The organism is Actinopolyspora lacussalsi subsp. righensis (genome assembly GCF_900116555.1).
GTDB classification, from domain to species: Bacteria; Actinomycetota; Actinomycetes; order Mycobacteriales; family Pseudonocardiaceae; genus Actinopolyspora; species Actinopolyspora lacussalsi.
Genome location: NZ_FPAT01000012.1, coordinates 109,299 through 134,331, shown reverse-complemented (window position 1 = coordinate 134,331; position 25,033 = coordinate 109,299). Strand labels below are relative to the sequence as shown.

The window sequence follows — 25,033 nt, the reverse complement described above, 5'->3', positions numbered from 1 at the left end:
TGCTGTTATCATCCGTCAGAGCTTTGTGTCAACAATGTGAACGCCATTGAAAAAAAGTATGACTGAAGCGATACAGAGCACTAGCGGTCAGGGTATTCGCCTTGTGAGGATTCTGCCCGTTCGGCATCCGTTCGGGTGATGCCCAGTATCGACAAAGGGGCAGATTCTTGCGAGGAGTAATCGCGGCGGCCGAGCCCGTCGCCCACTCCGCACTGGGGCCGGGGCTCACGCTGACCGTGGCCGCGGGCGCTGTCGCGGTTTTGCTGTTGCTGATCGTCTTCCTCAAGTTGCAGCCGATGATCGCGCTGCTGGCCGTCAGCATCGCGACCGCGCTGGTGTTGGGCATACCGCTCGACGAGGTGATGAGCACCCTCAACGACGGTCTCGGGGGGACGCTCGCCGAAGTAGCCCTGATAGTCGGCTTCGGCGCGATGCTCGGGCGGATGCTGGAGATATCCGGCGGTGCCTCGGTACTGGCCGAAGCGCTGGTACGTCGGTTCGGTGAGCGCCGGGCACCGCTCGCGCTCGGTACAGCCGCACTGCTGTTCGGTTTCCCGATCTTCCTCGACGCCGGTGTGGTCATCTTCCTGCCCATCGTGTTCACGGTCGCCCGCAGGCTCGGCGGCTCGGTACTGCGGTACGCGCTGCCGGTGGTGGGCGCTTTCGCCGTCATGCACGCCTTCGTCCCGCCGCACCCCGGTCCGGTCTCGGCCGCCGGACTCATCGGGGCCAACACCGGCCTGCTGTTGCTGATCGGGCTCGTGGTCGGCATCCCGACCTGGCTCATCTCCGGTTACGCGTTCGGGCTCTGGAACGGCAGCCGGGTCTTCCTGCCCGTACCGGAGAACTCCACCGCCTCGGGGCAGGACACCGCTCCGGACAAGCCGAGGCCGAGCATGGGGGCCGTCATCGGCCTCCTGCTGCTGCCGCTGGTGCTGATCTTCCTGCGCACCGGCCTGAACACGCTGATCTCCGAGGACGTGGTCGACTCCGAGTCGCAGGTGGTGCAGGCCGCCATCCTCATCGGACAGAGCCCGGTAGCCCTGGCCGTGGCGGTGCTGGTGGCCTCGGTCGTGCTCGGCCTCAAGCGCGGCATGCGCGGCAAGGAGATCGAGAACGAGCTCACCGCCAGCCTCTCGACGATCGCCGCGGTCATCCTCATCACGGGCGCCGGCGGCATGTTCGGTGCGGTGCTCGCCGAGGCCGGGGTCGGCAACGCGTTGGCCGAAGGACTCAACAGTGCGGGGATCCCGCTGATCGTCGCCGCCTTCCTCATCGCCGTGGTGATGCGTGTGGCGCAGGGCTCCGCGACCGTCGCGCTTACCACCTCCGCGGGCTTCATCGCTCCCGCGGTCTCGGCCGCTTCCGGACTGACCTCCATCGACCTGTGCCTGATCGTCATCGCCATCGCCTCGGGCGCGACCGTGCTCTCGCACGTCAACGACTCCGGCTTCTGGCTGGTCGGCAGGCTGCTCGGCATGGACGTGCCGACCACGCTCAAGACGTGGACCGTGATGGAGACGCTGATCGGTGTGGTCGGGTTCCTGATCTCCTGGATACTCTCCATCTTCCTCTAGGACTCTCCGCTGTCGGCCCGGTTTTCGTAGCGGGTCGTGCAGCGGAACCTCTCGCACGGCTCTCGCTGCGGGGAGGCCCGACATCGGGTAGTTACTACACAACGTCGGACCTTCCTCGCGAGAGCCGCACGGGAGAACCCGCCGTGGTGCCGACCGCGAGGGTGGTCGGAGTTCGGCCTGCGGGAGTGGTGGGAGTGTGGCTACTCGTCGGTGCTGGTGGCCCGGCGATTTCGCGAGAAATCGACGGCCACCCCAGGCCGGGCCGCCGCACCGCCCTCCCGGGTGTCAATTTCGCGAGAAATCGACGCCGTCGGTACCGCACCACCCCACTGGCCCCGGCGATTGCGTGGGAGATCGCCGGGTGTGGGGCCGCGCTCCTGGAGGGGCTTCCGGTTCAGCGTGACCAGGGGAAGTAGTCGTCGGTCGCCGTATCCCCGCCTGGTTCGGCCGGGGGCGGGTGTCCGAACAGCGGGCTCGCCCATGGTCCGGTGTGCGTGTGCCGGTCGCGTTCCGTTCGGTCGTCGCGTCTGCGGATCGCAGCGGTCATGCAGGTGTCGCAGGTCGGCATCAGCCAGTCCACATCGGACGGTTCGATGAGGGTGACCGTCCGTTCACACAGGGTTTCGCGCTCCTGCCCGGGGTGTGGGCGTTGATCCGGGGTGAAGGCGTGCCGCCAACCGCCCACCGGGTTCCACCACACCACCGGGCCTTGCCACTCCAAGCTGTCGAGCATGTCGTACCTCCTGGCTGCTCCACGTTCGGGACGAGCGGCGGCTTCGAGTCCTCGGTCGGGGGATGACTCGAAGCCGCCCTGTTCTTATTCTATAAGTAGCGATATCGCTACAGATAGAACACGTTAGAGTGATTGTCGATCTCCCGTAGGCTTTGCAAAAACGGAATGCCGAAAGGAGCCGCATGGCGCCACCATCATCGACGGTCGCAGCATGGGAGCTGGGACTTCGCTTGCGCGAAGAGCGCGAGGCGCTGGACTTCACAGCGGTGGAAGCAGCGGGACGGATCGGGATAGCGCAGAACTACCTCAGCGACATCGAGCGAGGTAAACGCAAGATATCGGAAGCCAAGCTCGATGAGCTGATCGACGTGTACGGTCTGGATGCCGAGGAGTACCGGGAACTCGTCGAGCTGCGGTCCGACGCCGTTCTCAGGGGATGGTGGAGCAAGTTCTCCGGCTTGTTCGACCAGGATGTGCTGCGGTACTTCGGTTACGAACACGGTGCCGAGGCCGTGCGAACCTACGAGAGCCTGCTGATCCCCGGACTGCTCCAGACGAATTCGTACGCACGAGCTGTCATCTCTTCCGACACCCCGAACATACCCGTTTCCGAAGTGGAAAGACGTGTGGAAGCTCGGGCGATTCGTCAACAACGACTTTTCGGGGAAGAGCCGCTGCGATTGACCGTCGCGATCAGCGAAGCCGCTCTACGGCAGCAGGTAGGTGGTCCCGAGGTGCACGCGGAGCAGCTCGAGCACCTCATCAAGGTGATCGAGCAGCTTCCCGAGTCGCTGAAACTCCTGGTGGTGCCATTCGATGCCGGTGCTCACGGCGCACTCGGAGCCTCCACGTTCCACATCGTCAGTTTTCCGAGTCCGAAACTGCCGAACCTCGTTTGGCAGGAAACGGTCACATCGACCGATGTGATCGACAACCCGATCCGTGTCCATCAGTACAGCCTTACCTACGAGGAGGTGGTCAAACACGCGTACGACCGATCGGTGTCCCTGCGGTTCATCAGAGAGGCGCTGGGAGGGTAATGTGAAAATCATGCGTGAGCAGGACGTATGGTCCAAATCCAGCTACAGTGCCACTTCCAACGCCTGTGTGGAGGTGGCGGTGACCTCCCAGTCGGTGGGGGTGCGGGACACCAAGGACCGCGAGGGTGGCGCGCTGACGTTCGATCCTCGGCGGTGGAGCGACTTCCTCGGGATGCTCGGGCGGAGCTGAACCGCTCGTGGTCGGAGTCTTCCAACCGCGCCGCACGTGAAGCGGTGTTCGTCGTTCGCGGCGCGGCCGGGTGGGGCATCGCGCGCTTTACGTGTCGGGCAGATTCTCGACGGCGGCCGTGGCGAACTTCTTGAACAGGTCGCACTTGGTGGGGATGCTTCCGTCTTCGCCGATGCTGGAAACGCCGCTCACCAGTAGCGAAGCCTCGTCGGATACGTCGACGTAGTAGAGGCAGCCGACACTGGTCTCGGACTTGTAGGCCGGATACCCCGCGACGCTGACTTCTTCTCCATCCGGGTGTGCCTGGATGGATTCGTGCAAACCGCGTGCTTGGTTCTTGCCGAGGGAAACCGACCAGCTTCCTGTCTCACCGGCTTTTCCTTTTTGGTACTCGCACAGATGGTTGCCGTTCCCGTCGTTTGGCTCGGGTTCCTGATCCGCTCCGAGCGCGCGCCAGCGGTTCTCGGGGACGATGTCGCAGACGTCGGCGAGTTGGAAGTCCTTGGCCGGTGCGGTGCGCTCGGGTAGCGGGCTGCCCGTGTTCTCCGAGGTGGGTTGCCCGGTCTTGGTGGTGGTCTCGGATGCCTGGGGTTCCTCGGCGGCGGGTCCGCCGCAGCCCGCCAGCAGCAGGCTCGTCAGCACGGCGATCCCGCAGGCGGCGGTGTTACGCAAGGTCGTTCCCTCCTCGTTCGAGGCTGTCGGCGACCTCGGCGTCGTCGGTGCGGGTCTGTTTCGCGCTGGAGCGCAGGCTGGCGGCGGTGTCCTGGAACACCTTGACGAGTTCGAGGTAGTTCTCCAGGTAGGCCCGATCGTCGCCCGCGCCCACGCGGCTGTGCTGCTCGGTGGCACCCGCGCTCACCGGATCGGTACCCGGCGCGGGAACACTGCCGAGCTCTTGCACTCTCTGAACTCGTTGCTGTAGCTCCTCCGCCTTGTCCTCGAAGAAGCTCGCGAGACCGTCGACCTCCTCGGGGTCGACGACCATGCGGGTGTTGTCACCCCGCGCTTCGGCGAGCCGAGCCTTGTCGTTGGCCCGTTCCTGGATCCGTGCGATCTCGACCAGCTTCTGTGCCGTGGTGCCGGTCAGGAACGAAGCGGGTAGCTCGCTGGCGGTGTTTTCCATCGCCGCCTGGTCCGCGGCGTCCATCTCGATGGGCTCGGCTTCATCCGTCGGTGGTTCGTTGTTCTCGGCCACGGTCTCTCCTCGCACATCGCCGGAACGCTGGATTGCCTGCTCGGTTTCAGCTCACTCGCGAGTGTGATCACATTCGAGGTGAGTTTACAGCGATCATCACTCCACGAGGCCGGGAACACGTGATCCGAAAGCACGGTGGTGCGGGACTCGTCCGTGCCCGTTCCGGCCGCTGGAGTGATGGGGCTCGGTACCGTGCCGCCCCCACTCGCCCCGGCGATTTCGCGAGAAATCGACGCCGACCCGGCCGTGCCCCGAGTACCTCGCGAACCGTGGCGGATGTCGCGTCCGTCACGGTTTTCGCACGATCGGTGGTCGTTCTCCGAGTGTTTTCTTGACTTATTCCAATCTGTGCGTGGCATACTGACGTTGCTATGACATCCAGTACGACATCCGGCGGTCAGGCGGCGGACAGTACGCGGGAACGGCTGCGCGCCGCGGGGCTGCGCGCGACGGGCCCGCGTGTGGCCGTGCTCGGTTGGCTGTCCGACAATCCGCATTCCACCGCGGACCAGGTGGCGGGTGCCGTACGGCGGACTCTCGGCTCAGTTTCCACCCAAGCCGTCTACGACGTGCTGCACGCGTGTACTTCGGCCGGGCTGTTACGCAGGATCGAACCCGCCGGGCATCCGGCCAGGTTCGAATGCCGTACCGCCGACAACCATCATCATCTGGTGTGTCGGGCATGCGGCCGCGCCGAGGACGTGGACTGCGTCCACGGTTCGGCTCCGTGCCTGGTCCCGTCGTCGACGGCTGGTTACAGCATCGACGAGGCGGAGATCGTCTTCTGGGGTCTGTGCCCCGACTGCGCGTCCGCGACCGATTAGTCGACGGACACCGAAATCACCACACAAGGAGGGACGCTCGTGAGTTCGCCACGGCCCACGACGACCAACGCCGGTATCCCGGTGGCAAGCGACGACCACTCGCTGACGGCGGGCACCAACGGTCCCGCGCTGCTGCAGGACCACTACCTGATCGAGAAGAACGCCCAGTTCAACCGCGAGCGGGTGCCCGAGCGCGTGGTGCACGCCAAGGGTGGCGGCGCCTTCGGTTTCTTCGAGACCACCGAGGACGTCAGCCAGTACACCAAGGCCGCGCTGTTCCAGCCGGGAGTGAAGACCGAGACCCTGATCCGGTTCTCCTCGGTCGCGGGCGAGCTGGGGTCCCCCGACACCTGGCGTGACCCGCGCGGTACCGCGATCAAGTTCTACACCTCCGAGGGCAACTACGACCTCGTCGGCAACAACACCCCGGTGTTCTTCATCAGGGACGCCATCAAGTTCCCGGACTTCATCCACTCCCAGAAGCGCCGGGCCGACAACCACCTGCGTGACCACGACATGCAGTGGGACTTCTGGAGCCAGTGCCCCGAGTCGGCACACCAGGTGACCTGGCTGATGGGTGACCGGGGCATCCCGAAGACCTGGCGGAACATGAACCTCTACGGTTCGCACACCTACCTGTGGGAGAACGCCAAGGGCGAGAAGTTCTGGGTCAAGTACCACTTCAAGACCGACCAGGGCCACGACTTCCTCACCCAGGAGGAGGCCGACCGGCTGGCCGGTGAGGACAGTGACGCTCACATCCGTGACCTCTGGACCAGCATCAAGTCGGGCAACAACCCGAGCTGGACGCTGTACGTGCAGGTCATGCCGTACGAGGAGGCCGCTGACTACCGGTTCAACCCGTTCGACCTCACCAAGGTGTGGCCGCACGGCGACTACCCGCTGATCAAGGTCGGCCGGTTCGTGCTCGATCGCAACCCGGACAACTACTTCGCGCAGATCGAGCAGTCCGCCTTCGAGCCGGCGAACACGGTGCCGGGCATCGGTCTTTCCCCGGACAAGATGCTGCAGGGCCGGTCGTTCGCCTACCCGGACGCCCACCGGTACCGGATCGGCCCGAACTACATGGAGCTGCCGGTCAACCGTCCGGTCTCGGAGGTGAACTCCTACTCCAAGGACGGCCCGATGCGGTTCGGCTACGGGCAGGACCCGGTGTACGCGCCGAACTCCTACGGCGGCCCGCACGCCGACACCCGCAACGGCAGCGAGGACACCGCCAGCGGGATCGAGCAGGAGGTCGTCCGCTCGGCCTACCAGCTGCACTCCGAGGACGACGACTTCGGCCAGGCCGGGACCATGGTCCGCGAGGTCTTCAGCGACGAGGAGCGGCAGCGCTTCGTGAACAACGTCGCGGGCCACCTGTCCAAGGGCGTCAGCCAGCCGATCCTCGAGCGTGCGCTGCAGTACTGGCGCAACGTCGACAAGGACACCGGCGACAAGATCGCCGAGAAGGTCGAGGGCTGAGCGGGTTTCCGACAGTCCGGTGACGTCGCCCGTCCGACGGGCGGCGTCCACCCCGACCGCTGACCGCGGCTACCACCACCGAACCGGGCCCGGCGACCACCGCGTCGCCGGGCCCGGTTCTCGCGTGGAAACCGTTCTCACGCCAGGACCTCTCGGACGCGCCCCTGGCACGGACCGCGTTTGGGGTAGATTGTCGCTCGATGCGGAGTGATCGTACGGTTGTCGAGCGCGGCTCCCGGGGCGTCCCGACTTCTCCGGAAAATGTGAGAACGAACACTAAACGGGGAAATTCTCGGGTGATTGTCTCGCTCGGGATCATCACGTTGTCCGTCATCGCCCTCGGTTGGGAATTCTGGGCGTGGATATCGGCCCAGGACTACTGGCCGGATCACGGGGTCTATCGCTGGGCCGTCGAGTCCTGGCTCAACGGCTGGGACGTGATGCCCTCCGGAGCCACCGTGACCAACGAGGACCCCCTGCCCTGGGTGTATCCCCCGTTCGCGCTGTTGCCGCTGACTCCGCTGGCCGTGCTTCCGCTCAAGGTCGACATCGCGCTGCTCTACGTGCTGAACGCGGTCGCCCTGGTCACCACCTTCTACCTCGTGTTCCGGCGGACCTGGCCCCGCGGTGATCCGCTGCTGTGCTTCGCCTTCTCCGTGGCACTGGCCAGGATCTCACTTCTTCTCGAACCGGTTTTCGGGTGTTTCGCGCAGGGGCAGATCAATATCCTGCTGATGGGGATTGTCGCGGCGGATTGTCTCGTGCGTAATCCGCGTTGGCCGCGGGGAATGCTGGTGGGAATCGCCGCCGCGATCAAACTCGTCCCGGGCGCTTTCTTATTGTTCTTTCTGCTGCGCAAGAATTTCAGGGCGGCGGGCACGGTGGTGCTCACCGCGTTCCTGGCGACACTGCTCGGTTTCCTGGTGGACTTCGAGGCCTCGGTCAAGTACTGGTTCACCCAGGGACCGGCCGCCGCGGCCTTCGGTTCACCACTGCGCAGCAACCAGACCGTACTGGCGGTGCTGAGCCGGACCGATCTCTCCGGGGTCGCGCAGGTGTCGCTGTGGGTACTGATATGCGCGGTGCTGGGGGCGGCGACCGTCTACTGCGTCCGGAACGCGTCCGACGCGCTGGCCTTGGCGATCATCGGGCTGGTGGCGTTGTTGGTCTCACCCACTTCCTGGTCCAACCACTGGGTGTGGCTCGCACCCGCACTGCTGTTCATGGTGCTGTACGGGCTGCGCAGCCGTAGCAAGCTCTGGTTGGTCACGGCGGTGGTCTCGATCGGCGTGACCCACTGGGCGCCGTTCGTGTGGTTGCCGCTGAACCGGCACCTGATGCTGCATCTCCCACCGGTGGACCAGGTCCGCGCCGCCTCGTTCGTGATCCTGGGCGTGTCGTTGGTCGTGCTGACGACGTTCTCGTTGCTGCGGTCCTCCCGTGGCGTGCCGGAACGCGAACCGAGCGCTCGTTACCTCGCTTCGCTGGTTCGTACCGGAGAACGGGCCGGCTGACGCCGGATCGGGTGACGCCGGGATCGCTTGACTCCTGCGACGTCCGGGCTACTGCCCGATGTTCGCCGCCAGCAACCGCTCACAACTGCGCAACACCGTCCACACCGCCTCCCGGTGGTCCCGGTCGCGCAGTGGATCGGCGGCCAGCACCCGCCATCGCCGTGCGGCCTCGCCCGCGCGTTCCGCGAGATCCCGCGCCCCCGCCTGGGGCGGAGCTCCCAGCCTCGCCACCGGCTGGTCGCCGTGCGCGCCGAGCAGTCGTTCCGCCTCCTCGCGGAGCCTGCCGGGCAGCGACAACTGCCCGGACCACAGTCCGGACAACACCCGCAGCTCGTCCCACTCGTGCGCGTTGCTCAGCAGGCGATCCAGCTCGCCCTGCAACTGCTTGTCCCCGGAACGGGGATTGGCCCGCAACGCCATGTCCACCGCGAGCAGGGTCGAGCGCGCCCGCAGCGCCTCCTGACGTTCGACGAACTGCAGGTGAACCGCCTCCTGCAGCTCGCCGATCCTGCTCTCGGTGAGCAGCTGACGCCGCAGTCTGCCGTGGTCGATTCCGCCCGCCGCGAGAGCGGTCAGCGCGCTGTGCAGCCCGAACAGTCCGAAGCGGCGCAGCAGCTCCCGCCGCGTGCCGGGCTCGACGGACTCCGGGGTCGCTGAACTCGCGAACCGGTCGGCGGACAGCAGCAGTTCGTCCAGTTGCTCGCGGGGCAGCGCGGCCAGCCGGGACAGCGCCTCGAACTCGGACTGTCCGAGGGTGCTGCCGCCCTGCGCCAGCAGCCCGGACACCGGCAGCACGTACTGCACGAAAGTGCGGAGCTTGGGGTCGTCCCGGTACGCGTTCGCCACTCTTCCGGCCGCTTCGACGGATTCGTGGTCACCGCCGGCCACCTCGTCCGCCCGCGACAACGCGAGGATCGTGTTGATCGGTGCGCGCCGGGCCACCCGCAGTTCGTGCACCGATTCGAGGAACTGCACGTCGATCTGCTGCGGTTGTCTGGTCAGGTAGAGCACCGAGTCGGCTTCGGAGAGGATCTGCGCCAGTGCCGACCTGCCGGTCTCCTTGACCGCGGTGGAGGCTACTCCCGGCGTCTCGATCAGGGTGATCGCCTGCAGCCCGGGGGACGGGGACTCGATGACCAGGCGCGCCACCTCGTCCGGACGCCAGCGTTGCAGATCCCGGATGGTGGCGGGGTCGAGCTCGTCCACCGGCATGTTCCGCTGCGCGCCGTGCGGGGTGTGCACCGTGATCCTGGGTTCGGGACCGTAGCGGAACACCGTGTTGACCTGGGTGCGTTCCTCCGGGTCGGTGGGGGCGAGTTCGGCCCCGACCAGCGCGTTGATCAGCGTGGACTTGCCGGACTTCACTCGCCCGGTCACCGCCATGCGCAGCGGTTCGGAGAGCCGCTCGAGCCGGGTCCGCAGCCAACCCGCGGTGCGGGGGTCGTCCCGGTAGAAGGTCATGGTCCGCAGCAGCAGTTCCCTGGCCTGGGAGAGCAGCGCGGTGGTCGGGCCGGTGTCGTGTGCCGTGGTCATGCGGCCGCTATCCGGTTGGACGTCAGCGATCCCGCCCGTTTGCGCAGTGTGCCGAGCTCCTCCAGTTTCTTCTTGATCTCCCTGGCCCGGGCGTCGCGATCCACCGCGCTCTGTTCGGCCATCCGTTTGGTCTCCTGGATAGAGCGGCTGATCCGGATCTGTGCCTGTTCGGTGATCCGGTTGCAGTGGTCGTGCAGCGTCTGGTGCGTGTTCCGGATGGCGTCGCGGGCCTCCTTGTTCACCTGGAAGACCACGTGCTCGACATAGCGCTGCACCGCGGCGCGTGCCTCGGTCTGCCTGCGCTTGAGCCGCGTGTCCTTCTCCTCGTTGAGGCTCTTGCTGCCCAGCAGCAGTCCCGCGGAGATGGAGATCACGTTCATCAGCGGCAGCCCGGCCATGCTCGTCATCAGGCCGAACATCAGCACCCCGCCGTAGGAACCGCGCAGTCCGGTCAGCATCTGGTCCCTGCGCGGGTAGCCCGCGTTCTTCGGTGCCTTCGGGGCGGGGACTCGAGACAGCGGATCCGGAACGGGGATGGCGTCGCTGCTCGGCAGCGTCCGCACCTGTTCCCGCAGCAGTTCGTCGGCCACCTGCTCGGTGATCCGCTCCCGCCGCCGGTCCAGCCAGTCGAAGGTCTCGGCGATCGCCGTGTTCAGGCTGTCACGGAGCCATGCCTCGAACTCGTCCCAGTTGGTGCTCGGGTCGGCCTCGTCCAGGGTCTCGTTCGCCTGGTGCAGTACCGCCCAGCTTCGTTCCCGGAAGTCGTACTCGATGTCGGAGTAGAGCTCCTGCACCCCGTCGGACAGGGTTTTCTGCCAGCGCCCGGACAGTCGTTTGAGGTCCTCGGCACGACGTTGTGCCGTCTCCAGTTCCAACAGCGTCTCGGTGGCGGTGCGCGGGCTCTGATTGCCGAGTTCCTCCCGCAGCTCGCCGGTGATCGTGTCGATCGAGTCCGTGACGTTGTGGGCGACCAGCTTGCGGGTCAGCTGTTCGTGCGCCCCGGCCATCTCCTTGCGCAGGTAGTCCAGCAGCGCGGGAAACCCGGACTCGGTGTTGAGGTCCTTGCTCTTGTCACGGGTGGCCAGTGCGCGGATGCGGGCCGACACGGGGAAGATCCTGCCCGCGATGCCCGCGTTGGACAGGTGCTTGCGGTTGAGCTCGACGATGTGCCGCCACTCCGGCACCACGTCGGTCTTGGGTTGGACCAGTGCCACGTTGGGGCACAACGCGGTCGCGCGTCGCAGGAAGTTCAACTCGTTGGTGGTCAGTTCCTGGGTGGCGTCGGAGACCATGAGCAGCGCGTCCGCTTCGGCGACCGCTTCCTCGGTGACCGAGCCCAACGAGTTGGTGACTCCGCCCACGGCGGGCGTGTCCATCAGCGCGAGTCCGTTCTCCAGCAGGGCGCGGGGGACTCCGATCTCGGTTCGGCCCACCCGGTGCCCGGCCACCAGCGCGCGTTCCAGCTCCTCGCCCAGTGACTCGATGGGTACTCGGGAGCGGTTACCGCCCACCGGGCTCCGCGCCGTCTCCTGCTCGACGAGCTGTGCCGTCGGTTCGTCCGAGTGCCTCACCAGGCTGGGCACGCTCGTGCTGACGTTCTCACCGCTGCCGCACACCGGGGCGTTGACCAGTGAGTTGATCAGTTCGCTCTTGCCCTGGTCGGGCTCGCCCACCACCAGGACGAGCTGGTCGGGATCGAGCACCCGGTTGCGGATCCGTCGTAGTCGGTTTCCCAGATCCGTTCTTCCGGCTTCGGCGCATTCCGCTTCCGCGCTGTCGAGGAGTTCCACGAGTGCCGTTTCGATCACGATGGGATTGTGCACGTGCACACGATCGGAGGTGAAGGCGGACAACGTAGTCGTGTCGGTCCGTGCGTTACCCGGGAGCGGAATCGCCGCCGCGAAGCGCGGACGCGGCGGCGATCGAACCACCGGGGATCCGTGGAGAGAGGGGCATACGGATCCCCGGCGCGTCCGCCCGCTCAGGTAAGAGCACGTTCGACGGCAGCGCCGTCGGCTCGCATCAGCGCCGCCGGCTCACATCAGGTCGAGCGGCAGGTCCGAGGTAACGCCCCCGACGACGTCCTCGGCCTGGCCCACGGTGCCGCCGACGGCACCGGTGGCGCCGTCCAGAGTGCCCGCGGCATCCTCGGAGGCCACGCCGCCGGTGGCGTCACCGGCCACGCCCTCGACCGTGCTCGTCACGTCGTCGACCGGGAGGTCGCCCGTGGTGTCCAGTGCGGTGTCGGCGGCGCCCACGGCCACGTCGACACCGGTGTCCACGGTGCCGTCCACTGTGTCGGTGGCTTCGCCGACCGCGCCGTTGGCGGTGCCGCCGACCGTGTTCACCGTGTTGTCAACGGTGTCGTCCACACCGCCGACGGTGTTGCCGACCGCGCCGACGGTGTTGCCCACGGCGCCGACAGCGTTGCCCGCGACCTCGTTGCCGCTGGCGACGTCGTTGCCGCTGGCGACGTCGTTGCCGCTGACGACGTCGTGCACGTTGACCAGGTTCTGCGAGTCCTGGTTGTCGATGTCGATGTTCTGCTCCATCTCCCTGTCGACGTCGCCGTCGGAGGAGTAGTTCGGGCTCGCGGAGTTGTCGTTGTCCAACAGGCTCATGTTCGTATCCGTCGCTTCCTGCGGCTCTGGAACTTGTGCGGGATCGAGTTGGTTGATCGCGACGTGCTGCGTGCTCGCGGCGAACGTGTCGATGCCGGGTTGCACCGTGCGTCCGTAGTCGGTCACGAGCTCGGCGGGTGCGTAGTCCAGCACCAGCGACGAGGCGTGCAGCACCTGTGTCGCGTTCAGCTCTCCGAGGCCGGCACTCTCCAGCGCGCCACGCGGATCGGCGTCGAAAGCCGAACGCGCTTCCGGATTGCCGACCAGACGTGTCAGGAACTCCTGCAGTGTCGGTTGTTCCGGCGTGGCCGTTGTTCGAGTGTCCGTCCCCGAGGTGGATAACCGGGCACCGTCTCGCCCGTCGGCCTGTTCCGGCTGTGCGTTCGGCATCGCTGGCGTTCTCCTGAACTCAAGCCGTAGGTCTTCTCAAGCCGGGCGAGGGAATCGGTGTCCCCGCTCCTGATTGAAGAAGCTACGTGGCTGGCGGCCCCTACCCATCGGGAGCCACTCCTAGTTATTGATGAACCTGTTAGGGGGACTTTGGTGTGTCACTCGTTAGGGGATCAATGGAGCGGGTCACATCTTTGCGTAATCGAGTCCACGCTAGGTTGGACCGGCGGGCTTACCGGACGAACCCCGCGCGATCGCCCTGTGGCAAAGCCCTGTGGCAAAGCAAGTCCAACCAGGTAGGCCGGAAGGGATGGCATGCCTTACGTTCTCGGGGTTCATCTGGGCGCGACCAGTACTTCGGCGGCGGTCGTCGCGCGTGACGGTGGGCGGTGGGCACCCGCCGCGCCGTTCCCGTTGGGCCACTCCCGTGCGGCGGTTCCCACCGCACTGGGTCGATTGCCGGACGGCTCCCGCTTGGCGGGCGAGGCCGCCGCGAGCAGAGCGGCCGAATCTCCCGAATGGGTGAGTACCGATTTCGTCGCGGAACTCGGTGAGGACACCCCGCTGCCGCTCGGAGGTGAACTCGTGGCCGCCCATCGCCTGGCCGCGGGCATGGTGGAGTGGGTGGCCGACCAAGTGGCGAGCAGGCACGGTGGCCCCGCCGAGCACATCGCCGTGTCGCACAGCGCCACGTGGGGAACGCACCGGACCCACCTGCTGCGGCGTGCGCTGGCCGAACTCGGCCTCACCGATGTGACCCTGCTGCCGGAACCGCTCGCGGTGGCCACCGACTACATCGCCAGACAGCCGGTCTCCGCGGGCGCGTCGATAGTCGTCGGCAACGTGGGCGGCAGCGGTGCCGATGCCACCGTGCTGCGCAGACGCGAGTCGCACCGGCAGGACGAGGGAGTGGGCGAGCACGGTGCCGAACTGGAACTTCGCGGCGTCACGGTGTACGGCCCCCGCCCGGCGGGTCGTGATCTCGACGACCTGATCGTCGGACAACTACGCGACGAACTGGGCGGAGCGCTGTCCGAACTGGACCCCACCGATCCCCGCAACCGCGCGACGGTCGCCCGAATACGGGAGGAATGCACCCGCGCCAGGGAGGAACTGTCCACCAGGGACACGGCCGGGGTGAGCGTGGTGCTGCCCCGGTTCTCCCGGGAGATCCTGCTCGCGCGGGTTCGCTACGAGCAACTCGCCCGGCCGCACCTGGAACTGCTTCCCGAGAAGCTCTCGCAGGCGGTGCAGTCCGCCTCCCTCAGCCCGGGCGAGCTGGAAGCGGTGGTGCTGGCCGGTGGTCCGGCACACACACCGCTGCTGCACGAGCTGGTGCGGCAGCGTCTTCGCGAGCAACTCCCGGGCAGGGACGCCGAGGCGGTACCGGTACGCGTCGACGGCTTCCCCGAGCTGGTGGCGGCACGCGGAGCGGCGTGCCGTGCGGCCGAGGTGCTCGCCGCGGCCACCGACCGCGCCGCCGCGCGAGCCGAGACCAGCGTGCTGCTGCGAGTGGAGGACTCCATCGAGAACGAGGCCGTCGAGTACGGCTACGACCCGCTGGACGATCGGGGAGGGGACGAGTCCGAGGCCGTCCCGGACCGTTCGGCCCGGCCGCTCCGACCGCCGGTGGAAGTCGAACCGATGCACATCGAACCTCCCCCGAAACGGAAAGTGTTTAAGATCGTCAAATTGTCGCTCGCGGCAATTTTGATCATTCTCGGGTTGGTAATGACCTTCGTACAGGGATTCGGCGGGCAACAGCCCGCGTTACCCGGCTTGCTGTGACAGGTCGAGATCCGGCCTCTCCAGGGCGAAGCCGTTCCGCCGCGCCCACCGAACACCGCTCACCGATTGGGACCGCTCGTGAATCACCCCAGCGCCACACGGCCCGCGCCGGACGCGGGTTCAGCAGCCCGGCTGTGGGAGGTCGCACAACACCGCGAGGCCACGCGCCTGCGGAAGGAGATAGCCGCCAACCCGAACAAACCCCTCACCGCTGTGGTGCGTGGTCCCGGCGGGTACGGCAAGACGAGTCTGCTGAACCTGCTCGCCCGCACCTACCGCGAAGTGGGCGCCACGGTGCGTGAATCGGCCGACTTCGACCCGGCGGAGATCCGCTCCGGCGCTGCCGCGCTGCTGCTCGACGACGCCCACCTGCTGCACCCCGCCACACTGCGCGAGGTGGAGGCCCTGGCCGTCGCCGGGCCGGTACGCGTGATCCTGGCCTGCCGTCCCTGGCCGTTCCCGGAGGAACTGGCGCGGCTCTGCGCACGCTTCGCCACGGGCAGACCGGTCGTGGACCTGCCCGAGCTCGGCGTCACCGAGATAGCCGAAGTGCTCCGCACGGTCCCCGGGGCGCCGGGCGACGCCGAGGCGGCGCAGCGGCTGCGGATGTTCACCGGCGGAGTTCCCGCCCTTGTGGGACGCGCGTTCGAAACGCTGGAGCCACGTGAGCTCGCCGCCGGTGGGGCGGAGCGCCTGCCGCGGTCCGCACTGGACAGGTTCGACCACGAACTGTCCGCACTGGACCGAACCGTGCGCGGTTGCCTCACCGCGCTCGCCGTCGGTGCCGAACCACATCCCGCGCTGCTGGCCACCGTGCTCGACGAGGAATCCCCCGAGATCGCCACCGCCGTGGCGGCACTGCGCTCCGCCGGTCTGCTGGACGACACCGACACGCCCCCGCCCATGGTCGCCCGTGCCGTGCTGGAACTGACCGACTGGCAAGAACGACTGGCGGTGTTGCGCGTGCTGCTGCGCGTCCGACTGGACCGCGGTGGCCCCGTGCTGCCGTTGCTGCGGCCGCTGCTGGGAACCGAGTCCGTCCTGCCGTGCGACGAAACGCTGGCAGCCGCCTTCGACACCGCGGGCGGCCAGGCACTGAGCCAGTCTTCGGAAATGGGCCAGTCCTCGGAAGTGGGCGAGTCCCCGGAAGTGGCGGTTCGGATGTTCGACGCGGCCGTGACCACCGGTCTGCCCGCGTCCTCGGTCACCGCCCGCAAGGCGTGGGCGGTCGCGCTGACCGGACGATTCGACGAGGCGCTGCGCCTTGCCGACCGGGTGATAGCCGACGAGACCGCTTCCGAACGTGCCACCGCCATCCAGGTGGCGGCGGCGGTGCTGACACACCGCGGGCTGCCCGAACGAGCCGCGGAGCTGTGCCGCTGGTCCGCCCGCCACGTCCGCTGGCCGGGGGACAGTTCCTGCGCCGTGCTCGGACTCATCTGCACCGGCAGGCTCGGCGAGGCCGTCGAACTGCTGCGTACCGAAGCCGAAGAAGCACCCACCTCGGTGTCCGGGGCGAGCACCCAGCTCGCCTCCGGCCTGCACGAGTCGGTCGGCGGTACGGCTTCGGAGGCGCTGAACGCACTGGTCCGAGCCGCCTCGTTGGCCGAGCCCGTCGGTGGGGGGCTGCTCACCCCGGACACCCCGGCAGCCGTCGCGGCCACGGTCGCGCTGCACTGCGGGGAGCACGACGTCGCCGATTCGGTGCTGCGGCGGGCCGTCACGGCCGACAGCGGCGGTCCGCTGTTCCGCACCAGGCACCGGTTGCTCGCCACCTGGTTACCGCTGCTGCGGGGTGACACCACGGTGGCCAAGCGGGAGCTCGGCGCACTGCTGTCCAGCACCGGTGAGCTCGCCCCGCGTGATCGACTGCACGCGGTGGCGATCGAGGCGGGTATCGCGAGCCGCGACAACGACATGGCGGCGCTGGGGCAGGCACGCACCAGGGCACGTCGGGCGATGGCCGAACACCCGGTGGACCTGTTCGCGTTGCTTCCGCTGGGCGAACTCGCCGTGGCCACCGCGAGACTGCGGGACGGCGAGTGGCTGCTGCCGCAGCTGCGGCAGGCACACGAACTGCTGGCGGCGCTCGGCGACCCCCCGCTGTGGGCGGCTCCGCTGCGCTGGCGCGAGATGCAGGCCGCCATCGTGGTCGAGGAGTACGACCGGGCGGCCGAACACGCCGCCGTGCTCGAACGTACGGCGCGGCACAACCAGCTCGCCGCCGCGCTGGCCGCGGCGGGGGAGGTGTGGTTGCGCGTGCTCGAAAACGAGGTGGACCCGGCGGAGGTGGAAAGCGCGGCACGGACGCTGCACGCGGTCGGACTCGCCTGGGACGGTGCCGGACTTGCCGGACAGGCGGCGATCCGCACCACCGACCGGAACGCGATGCCCGCCCTGCTGGAATGCGCGCGTGGACTGAGCGGGAAGGGGAACCGTTCGCAGCGGCAGTCGAGCGGAACCGGTGGGGACATCGGCGCGGCGGGTGGTGAGGCGCAGCTGCTAAGCGACAGGGAACGGGAGGTGGCCGAGCTGGTGCTCGGCGGGATGACCTACAAGCAGGTCGGCCAGCGGCTGTTCATCTCGGCCAAGACGGTCGAGCACCACATCGGCCGGATCAAACAGCGGCTGGACTGCGCCGACAGGCAGCAACTGCTGGAGAAACTCCGCTCCTTGTTGAGGTGATTGGTTCGGCTCGCTTTCCGTAGTTGGTCGCGTGGCGGAACCTCTCGCACGGCTCTCGCTGCGGTGCCCCGACATCGGGTAGCGATCTACACAACGTCGGGGCCGTCCTCGCGAGAGCCGCACGCGAGAACCCGCGGCGGTGCCGACTGCGAGGGTGGTCGGAGTGCGGCCTGCGTCGATGGCCCGGCGATTTCGCGAGAAATCGACGCCCCAGTATCACCCCTCGGGAAGTGACCATGAGCGACGCAGCGGGATCGTCCCCGGTGCGTGAGTCGGATGCATCGCGAGGCCGGGCCGCTCGCCGCGTAGGTCGCTACTCAAGAGCCGGCCCAACGCCGCAAGGCGCCGACTCACGTGCCGGCTAACCGACCACCGCGCCAGAGCGGCCGAACCAGTAACGCAGCGAGAGCCGTACGAGAGGTTCCGCCGAGCGACCAGCTACGCACGCCGCGCCCGGGAGCTCTAACCTCCGGAGTGGAGGGAGAGTCCGGCTCGCAGCTCTCCGACGATCTCGAACATCGCCTCCCGCAGCCTGGGGCTGGCTCCGAACAGGTTCGCGAAACCGTGGATGAGGTCGGGGAACCTGCGGGAGATGACCGGTACACCGGCCTCGGACAGCCGCCTGCCGTACTCCTCGCCCTCGTCCCGCAGCGGATCGAAGCCCGCCGTGATCAGCACCGTGGGTGCCAGCCCGGTGAGGTCCTCGTTGCGCAGTACCGAGAGCCGCTGGTCGCTCCGTGCGGAGACCTCGGGCTGGTACATGTCCATGAACCAGTCCATGTCCCCGTCGGTGAGCAGGAAGCCGTTCCCGAACAGCTCGCGGGAGCGGCGCCGGGTGCCCGCATCCGTGGCCGGATACAGCAGCAGCTGCAGCACGGGGCTCTTGAGCCCGTTCGCGGTGGCGTGCTGCGAGACCACGGCCGCCAGATTTCCTCCCGCGCTGTCCCCGCCCACCGCGATCGAGTCGGCGCTGGAACCGAGGTCCTCGGCGTTCTCCAGCACGTACTGGTACGCGTCGACCGCGTCCTCGGCCGCCGCGGGGAAGGGGTGTTCGGGCGCCAGCCGGTAGTCCACCGAGAGCACCCTGATGTCGGCGTGTTTGGCGAGGAACCGGCACAGCTCGTCGTGGGTGTCGAGATCACCCACGACCCAACCGCCGCCGTGGTAGAAGACGAGCAACGTGCTCGGCTCGGTGCGGCCCTCCGGGCGGTACAGCCTGGCGGGCAGCTCGCCCGAGCCCGCGGACACGGTGCGTTTGCTGACCTGGACCCCGGAAACTCCCGCACCGCGGACGACCTCGATGCCCTGCGCCATGCCCGCGCGGGCCTTCTCCGGAGTGTCGGCGGCCATGCGTTCCTGACCTGCCAGTGCCTGCAACCGCAGCAGTGCTTGTACTTCCAGCGCCAGTTCCTGGCCGTCGACCCGCGTGGGCGGCCCGGCGACGCGCCGCAGCAGCGGGCGCGGGAGCCGGAGCAGGCTCAGCAGTACGGCTGACTGGGCACGTTGTTGTACCGAGGCGGGAATGGCATCGAGAACCTTGGACACGGCTGGACCTTTCCACGGGACCGTTACTGTGTGATGTGCACTACGCGGAGGCTACCGATGGGTAGTGCGTGGTGCGAGACACGCGGTGGACAATTGACCTCGACCGCGCTTCAACTTTTACCGTTGCGGGGCTGGTCGCTCCCGGCAGGGCGACCGATCGTGTAAGGGTGCTTGCCGATGTGGTGACATCAGGTAATCGATCGCGTGGTTCACGGGGCGGGTTGTGCACCCGTGCGGGTGAGGAAGGATTGTGTCGATGGCTGTGACCGTAGTGGGGATCGGTGGTTCGGTCCGAGCCGACTCGCAATCCGAACGGGCCCTGCAGGCCGTGTTGGCGGGCGCCAGGGACAGCGGCGCCAAGGTGCAGGCCATAACCGGTGAAGAGCTGATCATGCCGTTCTTCGACACGTCGGTGTCCGAGCGGACCGCCAACGCCCGGGCGCTGGTGCGGGCCCTTCGCGATGCCGACGGGGTGGTGCTCGCCTCGCCCGGTTACCACGGCACCGTTTCCGGGCTGGTGAAGAACGCCCTCGACTACGCGGAGGACCTGCGCGAGGACGAGCGTCCGTATCTGCAGGGACGTGCCGTCGGCTGCGTCGGTATCGCGTACGGCTGGCAGGCGACCGTGACCACGTTGCAGGCGTTACGTTCGGTGGCCCACGCGCTGCGGGGCTGGCCGACCCCGTTGGGGGCGGCCGTGAACTCGGCCGAGACCGGGCTCGGGCCCGGCGGCGAGTGCGCCGATGCCAAGGTCGCCTCGACACTGCACACCATCGGGGAGCAGGTGGCGGAGTTCGCCCTCGGAAGCTGACGCGGCTCTTCCCGTCACACCGCCCCCCCCCGTTCGTCGATCCCGCCGAAAAGCTCCACGAGCCGTTTCGGAACGGGCCCCTCCGGGTACGCCTCCTGCAGTCCCCCGTATCCGATGTCACACCGGGGATTGCGAGGAGGTACGACGAAATGGCCGAAAAGGGTCCGATCACCAGTCCGTTGGCCGAAGCCGAGCGCGACATCACCGCCAAGTCTCTCCAGGCCACCCTGGTTGACCTCGTCGACCTGCATCTGGTTGCCAAACAGGCGCATTGGAACGTGGTGGGCAGCGATTTCCGCAGTGTTCACCTGCAGCTGGACGAGCTGGTCAGCAACGCCAGGGAGTTCGCCGACAGCGTCGCCGAACGTGCGGCGACGATCGGTGTTTCCCCCGACGCGCGGGCGGGCACCGTGGCCGAGAGCTCGGGCGTGCCGGAGTTCGACTCGGGGTGGCGCCAGGACCACGACGTGATCGCGGCGATCGTCGAGACCCTCGGGAAGTTGATCAGGCGGTTGCGTGCGCGGATCGACGAGACCGACAAGACCGACCTGGTAACCCAGGACCTGCTGATCTCGATCGCCGCCAAGTTGGAGGAGGCCCACTGGATGTGGCAGGCCAAGCTCTCGGGTAGTTGATTTTCCGTCACACATCGTGCGTGGAGGCGAGAACGGTGCGAAAGATCGCCGATTGCAGGGAAACCCCCAGCGTCGTGAACTGCACGCTGACGATCACCGGTGAGGAGAACGAGGTGGTGCGGGCCGCGGCCGAGCACGCGGTCTCGGTGCACGGCCACGAGGACACCGAGGACCTTCGCGAGATGATTCGCGGTTCGCTCAAGGACGAACGGAGCTCCACCGCTACCGGCTGACGTTCGGAGCGGCGCCGAGCCCGCGAACACCCCTGGGGAGGGGCCGGAATCCCGTACGGATCCGGTAGGGGACGGGCGGTGGCGTCGCCGTGCGGAGCTCCCGCGCCCGCGACGCCACCGCCCGGTTCTCGATTTCGAGAGCGGAGGAAACGGTCCGGTGCCTTCCCGTTGGCTGTTCCTGATGCCCGCTCACGTTCCGCTGTTGCGTTCGAGCCGGTATGCCCAGGAGCTGAGTCCTCGAGTTACGAAGTGCACAGCCAACGCGGTGGGCACCAGACACAGGGCGGGAACCCACTTTCCGTGCTGCGCCGGGTACATCGTCAGGGGAAGATATGGTTCGACGTTGGTGAGCAGATTGTCGGTGAGCGCCAGGGCGAAGTATCCGGCGATACTCACAGCCCCGCCGAGCGGGGGGCCCAGCAACGCCGACAGCAGCAGCGTGAACCCGCCCATCGTGAGCGTGTTCGGCAGTATCCACCAGAGGTCGATTCCGGCGGGCATCGTGTGCTTTCCGACGAGTGCGGGTAGCACCGGCAGCGCGATGGCCGTCGCGGCCAGCACGACAGCGAGCAGTCTGACCCTGATTCCACCCAGCCGCTCCCACTCCCAACAGCGTGGTCGCAGTATCGCGCTCGCCAGTACGCCTGTGACCACGGCGATCAGTTCAGGAGTGGGGATCTTGTGCGGGCGGGCGAACGGATTCACACCGAGATCGACGTTGATGGCAGTGCGGTAGAACGCATACGACACGCCTGTTACGGCGACGACGAGCAGCAGGAGCATAGGTACCCGTCGCGCGAGCAGGACAAGCCGTAATGTCGTCATGGTCTGCTGTCCAGCGCGCATTCGGTGATTCGCCGTTCGCGAGCGGCGAGCCAGGTTCGGACCTCCTGCTTCGAGGCAGTGCCGAAAGCCGGAATGTCGGAGATCCTCGGGCGCAAGCCGCTGGTCTGTTCGGCACGGCCCGCCAGCCAGTAGGACAGCTCAGTGGCGATGTCCGCCGGGTGTCGGGATTCGAGCACGGTACGAGCCATGTCGGGTTGGGCACGCTCGGGGAACCGAACCGCGCAGGCGGGAGAACCGGCCAGCCCGTAACCGATCTGCCGTTGCAGGCTCCTCGTAGAGCTGGCCATATCAGCGCGGACTCGGATTCCGACACCGACGATGCCGTCGGGTCTCGAATCAGCCCGGGATCCGCCCAGCAGCGCACTGTCCCAGACTTGTTCACCGTGCGTGGGCACGTTGCCGTAGGCCTGATAGACCGGTTCAGCGGCAGCGATCAATTCGTCGAGCTCCGGCTGGTGGGCCTGATGTACGCAGTAGCGGACCCCCGCCTCGGTCCGGCAGGTTCGTGGTGGTTCGGAAGCCGCTTCGGCGAGTCGGGGATCAGTGCCGAGCGGCGCCAGCAACATCGCGAGCACCAGCACGATCAGTCCCCCGGTGCTCCAGGACGGGATCTTCCATCGGCGTGAGCGTGCCAGTGCGCGGGAGGCCATGAGGCTTGTCGCGGTCGTGACCAGCAACAGGAACGCCAGGCGATAGCCGACAACGGACAGGTTCGCGGTCTGTCCCACCCCCGCGCCGTCGTACGTGACCGGGACGATCGCGCGGAAATTACCTTGGCTGGCCATGTTGAGCTGGATCGCCAGGAAACCGAGCACCAATATCAACGGGCTGACCCATGCTGTGGTCGCCAGCACTCCGGCGAAGTATCCGACCGCGGTGGCGGTGAACACGCTCAACAGCCCGGTGAGTACTGGGAGCGGGCTGGGGCCTCCCGCATGAGCTGTCAGGGTCGTCAGCACCACCAGCGGGACCATGCCCAATACGTAGCTGCCGGTGAAGACACCACCGAGCAAACCGAGCTGACGGATCGCGATCGGTGCGCCGCTGCGGAGCGAGCTGGCCAGATTGGTGATCCGGTCCGGAGCGGTCAGACGTCCCGCGGCGTAGGCCGCGGCGGCGGCGCTGAGCGGTACCGCGAAGATCAACGGTTCGGAGACGAATTGCTGTGAGGTGCGCGCCCACACCTGGTAAGGCCAGGAAAACATTTCCAATGTGTGTGAGAACACCGCCAGGGTGATCGATACCGCCGGCAGCAGGAGCGGCAGTGAACCCAGTGGCCAGCGGGATGGGCGGATCATTCGGCCACCCCCAGGCTGTTCACCAGCGCGTCATAGGCACGTTCGAACGGGGAACCCAATGCCGATGAGGTCGACTCCGGGGCGTTGGCTTCCAGGAGTCCGTGGAACTCCTCGTTACCGCCCGCGAAAGCGAGGCGTCCCGCGGCGAGAACGGCGACGGTCCCGCACAGTTGCGCGATGTCCTCGAGCAGATGGCTGGACAGCAGGACGGTTCGTTGCTCGCCGAGTTCGCCGAGCAGCTCCCGCAGCCGTAGTCGCTGCCCCGGATCCAGGCCCACTGTGGGTTCGTCCAGCACGAGGACAGATGGATCGTGCACCAAAGCGGCCGCGAGACCGAGACGTTGCCGTTGGCCACCGGAGAGCTTTCGTACCCGTAGGCGTGCGTATTCGGACAGCGATACCGATTTCAGAGCGCGTTCCGCGGCGGGTAGACATTCCGCGTCGGGCAGACCGTTGATCCATCCCGCGTAGGCGACCGTGTCACGGGTCCGCATCTCGGAGGCGAGCGAGAACCGCTGTGGGACGTAACCGAGCAGTTTTCGTGCTGCCGTGCGGCCCTGCGAGGTGCCCAAGTCGTTCCCGCTCAGCAGTATTCGTCCCTCGGAGGGAAGGGAAACGGTGGTGAGCAGCGAGAGCAAAGTCGTCTTGCCGGCGCCGTTCGGCCCCAGTAAGCCGTTGACTCCCTTCCCGAAGGTCCACGAGACGTCGTGCAACGCGGTGTGCCGTCCGTACCGGAAAGTCACCCGGTCCAGCTCCACGTCCAAGCGGTACAGCCCCTTTGAATCTGTTGATCACCCCGGCGGTCCGAGTGTGTCACGAGGGAAGCGAGGGCCTCCGCGAGATGATTCGCGGTTCGCTCAAGGACGAGCGGAGCTCCACCGCTACCGGCTGACATTCCGAGCGGCGCCTCGTACATTTCTCGCGAAATGTACGAGGGGCCGCTCCGAGATCGTGCCGGTGTCCGGCCGGTGGGGTGGCGGTCAGCGCGCCGCCCGCTCGTACTGCTTCGGCCAGGGCGAGTCGGCGTGCAGCCGGTCGGCCGCGTGCAGCGGCCAGTGCGGGTCGCGCAGCAGTTCGCGCGCGAGCAGCACCGCGTCGGCCGAGCCCGAGGCCACGATCTCCTCGGCCTGCTCCGGCGAAGTGATCATCCCCACGGCGCCGGTGGATACCTTCCCCTCCTGGCGGATCCGGCGCGCGTACGGCACCTGGAAACCGGGCCCGACCGGGATGGACACCCCGGGTTCGATTCCGCCCGAGGACGCGTCGATCAGGTCCACGCCGCGCTCGGCCAGCAGCTCGGCCAGCCGCACCGAGTCGTCGCCGGTCCAGCCGCCCTCGACCCAGTCGGTCGCCGAGAGCCGCACGAACAGCGGTTTGCCCGCGGGCCACACCGCGCGTACCGCCTCGACGATCTCCAGCGCCAGCCGTGTCCTGCCCTCGAAGTCGCCGCCGTACTCGTCGGCGCGGTCGTTGGCCAGCGGGGAGCAGAACTGGTGCACCAGGTAGCCGTGCGCGAAGTGCAGCTCGACCACGTCGAAGCCCGCCTCGTCGGCCCGCCGGGCCGCGGCGGCGAAGTCGGCGGGCAACGCCGCGACCTCCTCGGTGCGCAGCGCGCGCGGCGCGGCCAGCTCCCCGAACGCCCGGTCGGTGGAGCTCACCGTCGGCCAGCCACCCTCGGTTTCGGGGACGGCGTAGTCGCCGTTCCAGGGAGCGTTCGCCGAGGCCTTGCGACCGGCGTGGGCCAGTTGCACGCCCGGAGTGGCGCCCTGCGCACGCAGGAAGTCGGTGATCCTGCGCCACGCGGCGACCTGTTCGTCGTTGTAAAGGCCGGTGTCGGCGGGACTGATCCTGCCCTCCGGGACCACGGCGGTCGCCTCGCTCAGCACCAGCCCGGCCCCTCCGGTGGCGAACTGGCCCAGATGAACCAGGTGCCAGTCGTCCGGGACACCTTCGGTGGCCGAGTACTGGCACATGGGGGCGACCCAGGCGCGGTTCCTGATCTCGATGTCGCGGAACTTGATCGGTTCGAACAGCATGCTCACGACTGTTGGGACACCACGGCGGAACGGAGTATTCCGCTACGTCGCCCG

Annotated in this window: 22 protein-coding genes; 11 read left to right on the top strand and 11 right to left on the bottom strand. The window is 67.5% G+C overall.

Going from position 1 to position 25,033, the window contains the following annotated elements:
- Positions 1-167 precede the first annotated feature (167 nt).
- Positions 168-1,577 carry a GntP family permease gene (locus tag BM394_RS18995; protein WP_092980385.1) on the top strand — a complete coding sequence of 470 codons (1,410 nt, stop codon included), beginning with the start codon at positions 168-170 and terminating at the stop codon, positions 1,575-1,577.
- 394 nt (positions 1,578-1,971) lie between these two features.
- On the opposite strand, the gene BM394_RS18990 is transcribed toward BM394_RS18995, so the two are convergent.
- Entirely contained in the window at positions 1,972-2,310 is a 339-nt protein-coding gene (locus tag BM394_RS18990) for an HC3 family zinc finger protein (protein WP_139235267.1), read from the bottom strand.
- A 182-nt stretch (positions 2,311-2,492) separates the two neighbouring features.
- Here BM394_RS18990 and BM394_RS18985 point away from each other — a divergent pair, with 182 nt between their 5' ends.
- Positions 2,493-3,350: a helix-turn-helix domain-containing protein gene (locus BM394_RS18985; RefSeq protein ID WP_092980383.1), complete on the top strand. Its 858-nt coding sequence runs from the start codon at positions 2,493-2,495 to the stop codon at positions 3,348-3,350.
- A 10-nt stretch (positions 3,351-3,360) separates the two neighbouring features.
- Complete coding sequence (locus BM394_RS18980; RefSeq protein WP_092980490.1) at positions 3,361-3,540, top strand: DUF397 domain-containing protein; 180 nt, start codon at positions 3,361-3,363, stop codon at positions 3,538-3,540.
- Between the two features lie 87 nt (positions 3,541-3,627).
- Here BM394_RS18980 and BM394_RS18975 read toward each other — a convergent pair whose 3' ends face one another.
- Positions 3,628-4,212 carry a DUF3558 family protein gene (locus BM394_RS18975; protein WP_175530172.1) on the bottom strand — a complete coding sequence of 195 codons (585 nt, stop codon included), beginning with the start codon at positions 4,210-4,212 and terminating at the stop codon, positions 3,628-3,630.
- Positions 4,205-4,735, bottom strand: coding sequence for a hypothetical protein (locus BM394_RS22905; RefSeq protein ID WP_175530171.1), 531 nt, complete (start codon positions 4,733-4,735; stop codon positions 4,205-4,207). The genes BM394_RS18975 and BM394_RS22905 overlap by 8 nt, the downstream gene beginning before the upstream one ends.
- 371 nt (positions 4,736-5,106) lie before the next feature.
- Between BM394_RS22905 and BM394_RS18970 the strand changes: the two genes are divergently transcribed.
- From BM394_RS18970 to BM394_RS18960, 3 genes are all read left to right on the top strand, one after another.
- The gene (locus BM394_RS18970) at positions 5,107-5,559 is read left to right on the top strand and encodes a Fur family transcriptional regulator (RefSeq protein ID WP_092925462.1); all 453 of its coding nucleotides are present in this window, start codon (positions 5,107-5,109) and stop codon (positions 5,557-5,559) included.
- A gap of 39 nt (positions 5,560-5,598) precedes the next feature.
- A complete protein-coding gene (locus tag BM394_RS18965) occupies positions 5,599-7,044 on the top strand; it encodes a catalase (protein WP_092980379.1) in 1,446 nt (481 codons plus the stop codon).
- Between the two features lie 296 nt (positions 7,045-7,340).
- Positions 7,341-8,558 (top strand): glycosyltransferase family 87 protein, encoded by a 1,218-nt coding sequence (locus tag BM394_RS18960; protein ID WP_245780301.1) that lies wholly within the window; start codon positions 7,341-7,343, stop codon positions 8,556-8,558.
- A 48-nt stretch (positions 8,559-8,606) separates the two neighbouring features.
- On the opposite strand, the gene BM394_RS18955 is transcribed toward BM394_RS18960, so the two are convergent.
- The 3 genes from BM394_RS18955 to BM394_RS18945 all read right to left on the bottom strand — a co-directional run bounded on the left by BM394_RS18955 (position 8,607) and on the right by BM394_RS18945 (position 13,102).
- Positions 8,607-10,091, bottom strand: coding sequence for a dynamin family protein (locus tag BM394_RS18955; protein ID WP_092980375.1), 1,485 nt, complete (start codon positions 10,089-10,091; stop codon positions 8,607-8,609).
- Positions 10,088-11,899 carry a dynamin family protein gene (locus tag BM394_RS18950; RefSeq protein ID WP_092980486.1) on the bottom strand — a complete coding sequence of 604 codons (1,812 nt, stop codon included), beginning with the start codon at positions 11,897-11,899 and terminating at the stop codon, positions 10,088-10,090. The genes BM394_RS18955 and BM394_RS18950 overlap by 4 nt, the downstream gene beginning before the upstream one ends.
- A 228-nt stretch (positions 11,900-12,127) precedes the next feature.
- Positions 12,128-13,102, bottom strand: a complete 975-nt coding sequence (locus BM394_RS18945; protein ID WP_092980373.1) for an IniB N-terminal domain-containing protein — start codon at positions 13,100-13,102, stop codon at positions 12,128-12,130.
- 315 nt (positions 13,103-13,417) lie between these two features.
- Between BM394_RS18945 and BM394_RS18940 the strand changes: the two genes are divergently transcribed.
- Complete coding sequence (locus BM394_RS18940; protein WP_139235266.1) at positions 13,418-14,890, top strand: Hsp70 family protein; 1,473 nt, start codon at positions 13,418-13,420, stop codon at positions 14,888-14,890.
- A gap of 78 nt (positions 14,891-14,968) precedes the next feature.
- The gene (locus BM394_RS18935) at positions 14,969-17,575 is read left to right on the top strand and encodes a helix-turn-helix transcriptional regulator (RefSeq protein WP_245780300.1); all 2,607 of its coding nucleotides are present in this window, start codon (positions 14,969-14,971) and stop codon (positions 17,573-17,575) included.
- A 462-nt stretch (positions 17,576-18,037) separates the two neighbouring features.
- Here the strand turns inward: BM394_RS18935 and BM394_RS18930 are convergent, their stop codons facing one another.
- Positions 18,038-19,120, bottom strand: coding sequence for an alpha/beta hydrolase (locus BM394_RS18930; protein ID WP_175530169.1), 1,083 nt, complete (start codon positions 19,118-19,120; stop codon positions 18,038-18,040).
- A 256-nt stretch (positions 19,121-19,376) separates the two neighbouring features.
- On the opposite strand from BM394_RS18930, the gene BM394_RS18925 reads away from it, so the two are divergent.
- From BM394_RS18925 to BM394_RS18915, 3 genes are all read left to right on the top strand, one after another.
- The gene (locus tag BM394_RS18925; RefSeq protein WP_092980368.1) at positions 19,377-19,931 is read left to right on the top strand and encodes an NADPH-dependent FMN reductase; all 555 of its coding nucleotides are present in this window, start codon (positions 19,377-19,379) and stop codon (positions 19,929-19,931) included.
- A gap of 149 nt (positions 19,932-20,080) precedes the next feature.
- Complete coding sequence (locus BM394_RS18920) at positions 20,081-20,566, top strand: Dps family protein (RefSeq protein ID WP_092980366.1); 486 nt, start codon at positions 20,081-20,083, stop codon at positions 20,564-20,566.
- A gap of 35 nt (positions 20,567-20,601) precedes the next feature.
- Positions 20,602-20,799 carry a DUF1059 domain-containing protein gene (locus BM394_RS18915; RefSeq protein WP_092980363.1) on the top strand — a complete coding sequence of 66 codons (198 nt, stop codon included), beginning with the start codon at positions 20,602-20,604 and terminating at the stop codon, positions 20,797-20,799.
- 189 nt (positions 20,800-20,988) lie between these two features.
- Here BM394_RS18915 and BM394_RS18910 read toward each other — a convergent pair whose 3' ends face one another.
- From BM394_RS18910 to BM394_RS18895, 4 genes are all read right to left on the bottom strand, one after another.
- Positions 20,989-21,645 (bottom strand): hypothetical protein, encoded by a 657-nt coding sequence (locus BM394_RS18910; protein WP_139235265.1) that lies wholly within the window; start codon positions 21,643-21,645, stop codon positions 20,989-20,991.
- On the bottom strand, positions 21,621-22,943 hold the full coding sequence (locus tag BM394_RS18905) for a hypothetical protein (RefSeq protein ID WP_092980359.1): 1,323 nt from the start codon (positions 22,941-22,943) through the stop codon (positions 21,621-21,623). The genes BM394_RS18910 and BM394_RS18905 overlap by 25 nt, the downstream gene beginning before the upstream one ends.
- The gene (locus tag BM394_RS18900; RefSeq protein WP_245780308.1) at positions 22,940-23,701 is read right to left on the bottom strand and encodes an ATP-binding cassette domain-containing protein; all 762 of its coding nucleotides are present in this window, start codon (positions 23,699-23,701) and stop codon (positions 22,940-22,942) included. Before BM394_RS18900 ends, BM394_RS18905 begins: the two co-directional genes overlap by 4 nt.
- A 222-nt stretch (positions 23,702-23,923) precedes the next feature.
- Positions 23,924-24,985, bottom strand: coding sequence for an NADH:flavin oxidoreductase/NADH oxidase (locus BM394_RS18895; protein ID WP_092980355.1), 1,062 nt, complete (start codon positions 24,983-24,985; stop codon positions 23,924-23,926).
- Between the last annotated feature and the right edge of the window lie 48 nt (positions 24,986-25,033).